At 56.0% G+C, this 8,222-nt stretch carries 12 protein-coding genes and 1 riboswitch; of the genes, 9 read left to right on the top strand and 3 right to left on the bottom strand.

What is annotated here, in order from left to right; translation table 11 throughout:
- Positions 1 to 370: 370 nt before the first annotated feature.
- Together E4P82_RS21200 and E4P82_RS21205 are read right to left on the bottom strand one after the other, a co-directional pair.
- The gene (locus E4P82_RS21200) at positions 371 to 706 is read right to left on the bottom strand and encodes a trypsin-like serine protease (RefSeq protein ID WP_169250731.1); all 336 of its coding nucleotides are present in this window, start codon (positions 704 to 706) and stop codon (positions 371 to 373) included.
- Positions 707 to 888: 182 nt separating this feature from the next.
- Positions 889 to 1,527 carry a hypothetical protein gene (locus E4P82_RS21205; protein ID WP_169250732.1) on the bottom strand — a complete coding sequence of 213 codons (639 nt, stop codon included), beginning with the start codon at positions 1,525 to 1,527 and terminating at the stop codon, positions 889 to 891.
- A gap of 106 nt (positions 1,528 to 1,633) precedes the next feature.
- Positions 1,634 to 1,710, bottom strand: a riboswitch (cyclic di-GMP riboswitch).
- A gap of 218 nt (positions 1,711 to 1,928) precedes the next feature.
- Between E4P82_RS21205 and E4P82_RS21540 the strand changes: the two genes are divergently transcribed.
- The 9 genes from E4P82_RS21540 (at position 1,929) to E4P82_RS21250 (ending at position 7,222) form a co-directional block, all read left to right on the top strand.
- Positions 1,929 to 2,405: a helix-turn-helix domain-containing protein gene (locus E4P82_RS21540; protein WP_211203248.1), complete on the top strand. Its 477-nt coding sequence runs from the start codon at positions 1,929 to 1,931 to the stop codon at positions 2,403 to 2,405.
- Entirely contained in the window at positions 2,402 to 2,632 is a 231-nt protein-coding gene (locus tag E4P82_RS21215; RefSeq protein ID WP_169250733.1) for a hypothetical protein, read from the top strand. Before E4P82_RS21540 ends, E4P82_RS21215 begins: the two co-directional genes overlap by 4 nt.
- Positions 2,633 to 2,646: 14 nt before the next feature.
- Positions 2,647 to 2,898 carry a hypothetical protein gene (locus E4P82_RS21220; protein WP_169250734.1) on the top strand — a complete coding sequence of 84 codons (252 nt, stop codon included), beginning with the start codon at positions 2,647 to 2,649 and terminating at the stop codon, positions 2,896 to 2,898.
- Positions 2,899 to 2,910: 12 nt separating this feature from the next.
- Positions 2,911 to 3,159 (top strand): hypothetical protein, encoded by a 249-nt coding sequence (locus E4P82_RS21225; protein WP_169250735.1) that lies wholly within the window; start codon positions 2,911 to 2,913, stop codon positions 3,157 to 3,159.
- 482 nt (positions 3,160 to 3,641) lie between these two features.
- On the top strand, positions 3,642 to 3,893 hold the full coding sequence (locus tag E4P82_RS21230; RefSeq protein ID WP_169250736.1) for a hypothetical protein: 252 nt from the start codon (positions 3,642 to 3,644) through the stop codon (positions 3,891 to 3,893).
- Between the two features lie 168 nt (positions 3,894 to 4,061).
- Positions 4,062 to 6,218 (top strand): AAA family ATPase, encoded by a 2,157-nt coding sequence (locus E4P82_RS21235; protein WP_169250737.1) that lies wholly within the window; start codon positions 4,062 to 4,064, stop codon positions 6,216 to 6,218.
- The gene (locus E4P82_RS21240) at positions 6,218 to 6,520 is read left to right on the top strand and encodes a hypothetical protein (protein ID WP_169250738.1); all 303 of its coding nucleotides are present in this window, start codon (positions 6,218 to 6,220) and stop codon (positions 6,518 to 6,520) included. The genes E4P82_RS21235 and E4P82_RS21240 overlap by 1 nt, the downstream gene beginning before the upstream one ends.
- A gap of 115 nt (positions 6,521 to 6,635) precedes the next feature.
- A complete protein-coding gene (locus tag E4P82_RS21245) occupies positions 6,636 to 7,022 on the top strand; it encodes a single-stranded DNA-binding protein (protein WP_169250739.1) in 387 nt (128 codons plus the stop codon).
- Positions 7,019 to 7,222, top strand: coding sequence for a hypothetical protein (locus tag E4P82_RS21250; RefSeq protein ID WP_169250740.1), 204 nt, complete (start codon positions 7,019 to 7,021; stop codon positions 7,220 to 7,222). Before E4P82_RS21245 ends, E4P82_RS21250 begins: the two co-directional genes overlap by 4 nt.
- Positions 7,223 to 7,589: 367 nt before the next feature.
- On the opposite strand, the gene E4P82_RS22640 is transcribed toward E4P82_RS21250, so the two are convergent.
- A complete protein-coding gene (locus tag E4P82_RS22640; RefSeq protein ID WP_246327785.1) occupies positions 7,590 to 8,078 on the bottom strand; it encodes a hypothetical protein in 489 nt (162 codons plus the stop codon).
- Between the last annotated feature and the right edge of the window lie 144 nt (positions 8,079 to 8,222).

The raw sequence follows: 8,222 nt of genomic DNA on the forward strand, positions 1-8,222 counted from the left end.
GTGAACTGACCCGCGAGAAGCGCCGCGCCGAGTGGCCGTTTGCGAGTTGTGCTACAACTCCCATCCTGTAATCATTTTTGGACCACCCACATCAGCGACCGCTCGGCTCATTTAATCGGTCCATCAGCCGGGATCATGGATCGGCTCATAAGCCGGCTTATGAGCCAGGTTTTATGAGCCGTGGAAGAATCGCTTTGATGATAGGCGTGACAGTGACTATAAACCGCACCGAAGACGCCCGCCGTTTCACCAGCGCCGCTACGGCTGGAGTCCGCGTGACCACACGGTTTACAGCAACCGTTCAGGCCACCAGCCCCCACTAAATATTGATTGCCGCGCGGCGCGATCCGGATTTCTAATTAAGATGCCATTACAAATCCAGATAATTTTTGATAAATTCCAAAACATCTTGTCTATCTATGCGGAATACACCGCCCGTACCTGCGCAATTACCATTAATACCGAAAGACGTCACACCTGCAATAATATTGGTATCCCCAAGAAAATTGGGGTCACCGGAGTCACCAAAACAAGTCCCTCCTGTGGAGTGATTGTTTGATAGCAGCAAAGAAAAGTCGCCTGTGAATCCCGGCGTATTAATCTGAATCAGGCGTGGATGTGCCACCATGCGTACTCTTGCAGATTCGACAAACACTGGGTTGATCCGCTGTAGCCCATAACCGACTGCGGTGAATGTCGTTTCCATCTAGATAATTAATCTCAGTGATTGATAATGCGGGCGGGCTAACCATAAGCGAAAATATAGAAAATATTGCCAGAATGCTTAGTCTCTTGAACATTGCTTTTCTCCACTTAAAAGCCAATGACAAATGACCCAACTTTTATCACAGCAGTTCAGGGACACTACCACAAGACGAGGCTGATCAGTTATCGAGCAATTTCCACGTCAAACCATTTGCTCTGGCCTACATAAGCAGAACTTATGATCACCGAGCCAAAATTTGAACTTATGAATGAGGAGTCATTAACCGCAGCAGGAGCTTGTTTTTGGTTGAAATGACTATTAATCCTGATGTCTGCATATTCAGTATGAGAGGTACCCCAGTTAGAAGACCCTTGATCTGTCAGTGCGCTCAAATTCATCTCGAACCTCACTGTATCTTCTGGGATAGGAGACGGGGGGGTGGTCAAAGACGAGCAGTAGGATTCCCAAGTTATCGAAACCGACCCAGAAGCAGTCACTGTTTTAGGAATAGAATTAGGTGAACCCGTCGCCTTGAATTGAATGGTATCGGTGGAACCGGAACCATTCCACGAACATCCTGATTCATCAACAAAATATCCAAAGATACTAGCACCAGGCGAGTTAGTCTTATTCGACCTACTCATAGCCGTGACTTTGAAAGCAGAGACTTCTAGATATACATTGTCTTGAGTGAAACCTCCTATACTCCCGTAACTTTCTTTGCCAGAAAAGAAGCTCGTATCTGTCCCTGCGGTCAACGGCATTGAGACAGCAGCGAGTAATCCACAAGCAGCGATAGCAGATTTGATGGTTGTGTTCATGCCCATTCTCCTTACATCAGTGATGGATAAAGCATCAAACGCTCCTATGCATTTTTTCCAAAAAAATTAAGCCGCACCACCTCGCGCGACCTTGACGACAGTCGCCCTCGGCAGTCCGGCTGTCTTTTTCCAAGACCCGCGACTTTCCGCCCCTCCCTCACGGGAGGTTAAGTTTTGATGTCTTATTTATAAATCAATAACTATTAAGTGGTTAATAGCATATTTTTTTTTAATTTTCAACAGAGTAAGTTAGTCAATAATATCTTATAATGCCATTCACCTTATTTTGAAATTATATTGTTACACTCACGCCATGCTAACCGCGCCAAAAGGTCCTTGGAGGTCGTTTTCCGTCTTTGAATGACTTTCCGCGCCCGGGGATGTTGGGGCGTGCGGGCCGTTTGACCAGCCAAGATGATGGGTCGGATGCCGAACGGACGGCACCTTCTATCCCCTCACAAAAAACTCCTCAACTGCTCCGGTATCCGTTCCTCCCGCTGCTTCTCCCCCAACCCAGCGTCACCGCCGCCTCGCCCGGACGGCCACTCAATCGAGCCTCGGCGATCCCGAAAGCACCACAAATTCAAGATAATTCCCATTATCATGAATTATCATGCGGCATTTTGTTTGCATTTTTGCATAGCAATAAGATACACATAATAAATTATGTTGGCAGTGAGTTTGACGCGATGAAGGACATCATGAATACCGAGGAAGTCGCCGAAGCCATCGGCGTACATGTCGCCACCGTGCGCCGATGGCTGAATAGCGGTGAGCTACCCGGCGCAAACACCCCGGCAGGCTGGCGAATCACCAAGGACGATATTGAAGCGTGGCTGGCGAAGTACCGCCGGAAAGAGAAGGAGTCCACTCCATGACCGCCGACGTTGAAAATCTGATGCTGGAAATTCTCAAGCGCCTGCAAGCCGACATGGCGGACGTGAGGCAAGAACTTGCAGGGATCCGCGTGGAAATTTCCTCGCTGGGACAGCAAATCGGCGCACTCACGTCGGCCGTCTACTCGGGCAAGTCCGAACTGGATAGCCTCAAGCGCCGCGTGGAACGGATTGAAAGGCGTCTGGAACTGACGGACCCGGCCCACTGACAGGAACCCACCACATGACCGCCGACACCGAGAATCTGGTACTCGAACACTTGCGCCATATCCGCACCCGTGTCGATCAGATTGCCGACGACATGACCGACTTGAAGCTGAGAATGAGCGGCCTTGAGTCGGGCATGGTGTTGGTGAAACGGGAAATCACCCACGGCGACGAAACCGCCGCCCGGCAACAAATCACCATCGACCGGCTGGCCGCACGGATCGAACGGATTGAAAGGCGACTGGAATTGAACGACCCTGCGCATTAGGAGCGGGTGGCTATGACTGCCGACATTGAATCCTTGGTACTCGAACATTTGCGGGCAATCCGTGCCCAGCAGGATGAGCACGGCGAACGGCTAGGCCGCATTGAATCACGCCTGAGTAGCTTGGAAACCACCGTTGCCGGAATGCGCCGCGACTTGGCCCACATGTACGGCGACGTGGTGGAAGGCCATACCCGCATGGATCAGTTGACCGCCCGCGTGGAGCGCATCGAACGCCGCCTGGAGTTGAACGACACGAACTGAATTTCGAGATTCCGGGCTACCGGAAGCGTCGCCAAAGGCTGCTTGATGAATCAGACCAACTACGGTCTTGGACAAGCACATGTAATCGCTTCGCCCAACAAAAAACCCCGTCAGGTTTTCAGGCTTGACGGGGTTTTTTATTTTCCTGCTAGGGGCTTACTGGGACTTCCGCCGACTGCTGCTCAAGAAAGGCGCGATACCGACGAATTCAAGAGGTTTCCAGATTTGAAATGCCTTATGCTTGCTGGTAATGGATCATCGGGCGTACCATCCCGATCATCCGAATAGCGGCTGGCGTTGAACTTTCTCAGGGCTTGACGCCAGCCAAATTCACCATGCGAAACCACACGACTGAACGAGGTCTTTTTGCGAGAGACGCAATGGATTGGGCTTAGGTTATAACTAAAACCCAATTCCTGTAAATCAGGATTTTCACGTATTTCTCGCCTAAAGGCTATCGTTCATAGCTTGGAGTTATGGCTATGAGCAGAATCGATAACCAAACGGAATCACTTGACCCGCTGTTGCGGCCCGCGCATCTGGCCTTGGCGCTAGGCTTGGGTGAAGGCGCGGTCATCAACCACATCCGAGACGGGCGCATTCCGCAACCCGATCTACGCGGCCGCTGCGCTCTGAAGTTGTGGCGACTTTCGACGATCCGCGCGTGGAATCCCACGGTCGCCGCAGCAATTGAGCCCCTGCTGAGAAACCCCGTGCTCCCAGCCGCCGCCTAGCCATTTTCCGGCGCGCGGCCGTGTCCCACACCATAACCATTCCAAAGCCGCCACCGGCTCGCCTTGCGCGCGCGGGTGGCTTTCGCGTGCCCGGAATTCGGGCATGAAAAAACCCGCCATCATCGCAGTTGACGCTGCTAGGCGGGCAATTCATAAATGGTGAATTGAATGATACCTGAAAACGACCGAATTAACACCCCCGCCACCGCCGGACGGAAGCGCGGCGAGGCGTTCCTCGATCAACAAGCCGAACAAAAACTGCGAGAGCTACAGTCGCCGACCCGCCGCCGCGAAGAGGGCGCCACCCTATCAAACCCCGTCGCGGAAGCGGCCATCATCGCCGGCCTTGTCAATTGCGGCGATCCGGCCGAAATCGGGCGATACGCGCTTGATCACCGGCTTGACTTGGAATGCTTCACTAATCCGCCAATCCGCCGCGCCTATTCCGCCATCACCGATCTTGCCGCCGCCGGGCAACCGGTGGACGTGCCGATATTGGCTCAACGCCTGGCCACGGAAGACCTCGCCACCGTCGATTCCGCCTGTCGGGAGCATGTGAGCGCCGCGAACTTTGGCGTCTACGCCCGGCTTCTGACCGAGTGCAAGCGTAACCGTAAGGAAGCCGCCGCACGGGACCGGTTGGCCCAGGCCGCCGCCGCTGGTGTTCCTGATCACGAGCTACTGGCCATTGTCGAAAGCATCAGGCAAGCCAGCGCGGGCGATTCAAGGGAATGCCGGCTCACGGATATTGGTAACTTGTGCGCCCTGCCACCGTCCGAAAGCTGGCTCGTGAAACGTTACCTTCCTGATGACTCGCTGACCGTCATGTTCGGCAGTCCAGGTTGCGGGAAGTCGTTTGCGGCCATCGATCTAGCTTGCCACGTCGCCACCGGCCGCAATTGGCGCGGGCAACCCGTCAAGCCGGGTCGCGTCGTTTACGTCGCTGGCGAGGGGAAGAACGGCCTTGCAAGGCGGTTTCGCGCGTGGTTCGACCACCACGGGGAGACGCCAAGAAATATCAGCTTACTGCTGACACCCATCGCCTTGACGGACCCGGCCAGCGTCGCCGCCATGGTGGCGGATATTCGCCACCTGCCGGAAGCGCCCGCCCTGGTCATTGTCGATACCTTGAACCGGAATTTCGGCCCTGGCGACGAAAATGCAACCGCCGACATGACCCGCGCGGTCGCCGGATTGGATGCGATCCGCACCGCCACCGGTGCGGCGATTCTTGGAATTCACCACTCTGGGCACCTGGAAAAGGGACGCGGGCGCGGTTCGAGCGTGCTACTCGGCGCGGTTGACACGGAATACGCGGTAGCGCTGCTTGGAAACACGGTCCAGATACGTTCAACCAAGATGAAGGACGCCGACCCGCCGCCGCCGCTGTCCTGGACGCTGGAAAAACAACCTCTCCCATGGGCGGACGATGAAGGCGCGCCGCTTGATTCGGCCGTACTGGTACCGTCCGAAATTACCATGGACCTTACCCCTTCCGTCCGCTTATCCAATACACAGCGTATCGCCCTGGACGCTCTACGTTCGGCGCTTATGGCGCATGGCGCCGAGGATAATGGGGTAGTGACGGTATCCGAGGATGAATGGCGGAAAGCGGCCTACGACGCGGGTATCGCGCCCAGCGACACCACTCAACAGGCTAAGCGCAAGGCATTCCTTCGAGCGCGCCTTGACCTGGTTTCGTCCGGGAAGGTTTCCACCAATGACGGGCGGTACTGGATACCCGCGCCAAACGGTACAAGGCGGTACAAAACGCTCGATCAGTCCACCGAAACGGGCAATAGAGCCGCCCCTGAGCATGGTTTTTCGCCAACTGATAGCCATTTACCCCCCATTGAAGGCGGTACAAGGCGGTACAAGGCGGTACATGTACCGGAATGTACCGCCCGGCAAGACGGTAGCGAAGCGGTACAAGGCGGTACACACCCCTATAGGGGTGTACCGTATGTACCGCCTGCCGGTGCCCCGTACATGGACGCAGTCGAAAAACAGGAAACCCAACAGTCAGCACCAACCCTCGCGAAAACCCAGCCCATCACGCGGGCACAGGCCCAGGAAATTAACCGGCAGCGTGTCAAAGAGTCCCTGGCAGGGATGGTGGAACTGCCTGGCGGCGGCTGGATAATTTCGGCCACGCCAGTAAAGCCACCCCCCGCCCCTGTGGACTCCACACCGACGCCATCGGACATTTCGCCGGACATTATCCGCGACAACCCGCAACCGCCCGCCACGCCACCCAACCGCCCGGCTAGGCCTCGCGGTGGGATAGCAGGGACCGACGACAGCAGACGGTGGGGGAATATCTGATGGCTGATCCGTTTTCCCTGGTGCGTGCCTTAAATCGAATGCGCGCCGCTGGTTTCGAGATTCGTGCCGCTGGCGACTTGCTACAGGTTTCACCGATTGGCCGGCTCACCGATCCGCAACGCGCCTACTTGCAAGCCAACAAGGCGGCCCTGCTGGCGCTACTCGCCGACGCCGAAACGCTGGCAAGTGCCTGGTGCAAGCCGGCCCGGCGGGGTTGGGATGGCGGGAATGGACACCGGACGACTGGACCGATATTCACTTGCTGGCGGTGGGAGAGGTGTTGTACGGCGACGGGCGCATGATGAACACCCACGGCCACTGCTACGCTGCTGAGAGCGCGCCAACGGTTGAGCTTGGGCCGGAGTATCCCGTTTCAGTAGAAGCGCCTGAAATCGCGTCCAGAGCGGAGGAAGCGGCATGATCCGCTGCTTGATTACCGGCAAGCTCCACGACACCCCACAGGCTCGGACATCCGCCAATGGCAACACCTTTGCCATCGCCAAGGTCAAGGCCGACGACAAGGGCGGCGCTTGGGTGTGGGTATCCGTCATCGCCTTTGGCGCGGAATCGGAACGATTGCTGGAACTGAAGGCTGGAGAAGCGGTGGCCATTGGTGGCCGTGCTGAACTGAGCGTCTGGGAAGATCGGGACGGGAATCACCATCCCGGCTTATCGCTGGTGGCCGACGAGATCGCCACGTTGTGTGGGAAACCCAAGCCGCGAACATCCAAACCCAAACAGCAGCAACCGGAAGCGGTGGGCGCTGGCGTCCCGTTCGACGATATGGGGGACTGGCAACCGTGACGCCAGCCGCACGACACCGCCAGAACCGCTACCGGCAACGGAAGAAAGCGGCCGGCTACCACCGGCTTGAGGTGTGGATTCCGGCTGACGTGATGAAGGCGATAGACACCCTGCATACCGAGTACGGCCCATTCTGTAGGCCACAACTGGCGCTCATCGAGTTGGCGCGGCGCGGGTTGAAGGTGGCACCGGAATCATGAGCGGCACCGGACTTTTGTTGTTCTATCCCAAAGGGCGTCACCGGACTTTTCACACCCCATAAGCGCGCGCGAATGAGGTGTTAGTAAATGTATGGTTTGAACAATAGAAAACCAGCAGTTTATGGGTCGCAACTATTTGATTTCACAATATCTGTTGGCGGATTTTGGGCTGCAAGATCGGGCTAGAACTACCTGGAAAAACTTGAGATTGAACCCAAGCCTTTCAGGCTGGTGTGTTGCGGTGCGCAACGTGCGCCCGAGCCGGCCTATCAGAACCTCACAAAACCTAACTTTCAGCGGGTCCTTCCTGGACATCATTCGCACCGGGGACACGCGGAAGCCCGGTTTTCGACAGTTTTTCGGTCCCCTATGGGTTGTTGGTGGTCCCCAAGTCTAAGCCATGGCTGATGTAACCAAGATCGCCACGCACACTGCCCGGCTGGCGAATAAATCCCAAATCGCCGAATTCTTCGAGGTGTCCACCAACGCGGTTGATGGATGGATTCGCCGTGGATGTCCATTTATTCAGCGCGGCGACTTGCGTACGCCTTGGATTTTCGACCTGCTCAAGGTCTTGGAATGGCGATTCACGCGGCCAAAGCGGGCGCGCTTCGACGATCCCGAAGCCATGTCGCCACGGGACCGGAGACACTGGTACGAGGGTGAAGCCGTTCGCATCCAGATTGAAGAGCTGCGAGCGAATCTGATCACCCGCGACGAATGCCACGCCGAAAAAAACGAGAATTATTTCAGTGCTAGCGGAATGCCTGTCCAGGCTTCCCGATAAACTGGCCACCGCTTGCGAATTAACGCCCGCCGCCAGCGCCGGCCAGAACGTCATTAGGGTCGGTGTCATCAAGCCCTCACTTGCGATTTGTGGTTTGCCTGCTCAGCAGAATGACCGAAAACGCGAGCATGAGGAGCAACAAGGTGAAGGACGAAAGAGTAGGAATGGCTGTGCTCTGGGAGCGACAAATTCCGGTGATTGTGCTTACGCTTC

Origin of the sequence: Candidatus Competibacter phosphatis (assembly GCF_012939995.1) — a bacterium.
Lineage (GTDB): Bacteria > Pseudomonadota > Gammaproteobacteria > Competibacterales > Competibacteraceae > Competibacter > Competibacter phosphatis.